The sequence below is a fragment of the Halorubrum sp. AD140 genome, assembly GCF_034497445.1.
In the GTDB taxonomy this organism is placed as follows: Archaea; Halobacteriota; Halobacteria; order Halobacteriales; family Haloferacaceae; genus Halorubrum.
The window spans coordinates 1-1,123 of record NZ_JAXRUU010000287.1; the positions used below are offsets into that span (position 1 = coordinate 1).

At 69.9% G+C, this 1,123-nt stretch carries 1 protein-coding gene; it reads right to left on the minus strand.

The genetic code is table 11. From position 1 onward, the window contains the following. Window positions 1–1,123: Asp-tRNA(Asn)/Glu-tRNA(Gln) amidotransferase subunit GatB (gene gatB / locus U4E84_RS18245; protein ID WP_322533479.1), on the minus strand; the 1,123-nt coding region annotated here is incomplete at both ends.

Sequence of the window (1,123 nt, forward strand, 5' to 3'; positions counted from 1 at the left end):
CGAGCTCGATCAGGCGCGTGAACTCGCCGAGCCGGTCCTCGACGTCGGTTATCTCCATCTCGCGGTAGTTGAGCTCGCCGAGCAGGTTGTCGGCGACCCACGTCGCGGCGAGGTCGGGGTCGAACTCGCTCGCGACGTCCTCGAAGAAGTCCGCGACCGCCTTCGTGGAGGTGAGCTTCGAGGCGGCCTCGCGGCCGAGCCCGTACTCCTCGCGGAAGCGCTCGCGGCGGGCGTCGGGCAGCTCCGGGATCGCGATCCGCTCCGTCCAGTCGGCCACCTCCAGGGCGGGGAGGTCGCCCTCGCGGAAGTAGCGGTAGTCCTTCTCTGCCTCCTTCGAGCGCATCCCGACGGTGACGCCGCGGTCCTCGTCCCAGTGGCGGGTCTCCTGCTCGATCTCGCGGCCGCGCCGCAGGACGTTCTCCTGGCGGGTGACCTCGTACGCGAGCGCCTGCTCGGCGCCCTTGTGGCTGGAGATGTTCTTCACCTCGGCGCGGTTCACGTCGTCGAGCGCCTCGTCGTCGATCGTCCCGTCGGCGTCGACGTACTCGTCGGGGACCAAGGAGACGTTGGCGTCGACGCGCAGGCTCCCGTCGCGGCCGGGGTCGAAGACGCCGAGGTACTCGAGGACCTCCTCGAGCTTGGCGAGGAACGCGCGGGTCTCGGCCGGCGAGCGGAAGTCCGGTTCGGTGACGACCTCCATGAGGGGCGTCCCGGCGCGGTTGTAGTTCACCAGCGTGTGGGTCGCCGACTCGATGGAGCCGCCGGCGTGCTGGAGGCTGCCCGGGTCCTCCTCGAGGTGCGCGCGGGTGATCCCGATCGTCCGCGGCTCGCCGTCGACGCGGACCTCCAACTCGCCCGACTGGCAGATCGGCGCGTCGTACTGGGTGAGCTGGAAGTTCTTCGGGAGGTCGGGGTAGTAGTAGTTCTTCCGGTGGAACGTGGTGGTCTCGGGGATGTCGGCGTCGATCGCCTTGCCGACCTTCACGGCGGCCTCGACGGCGCCCTCGTTGAGGACGGGGAGCGCGCCCGGCAGCCCGAGGCAGGTCGGGCAGGTGCGCGTGTTGGGCTCCTCGTCCGCTTCGGGTTCCGTCGAACAGCCGCAGAAGATCTTCGTGTCGGTCTC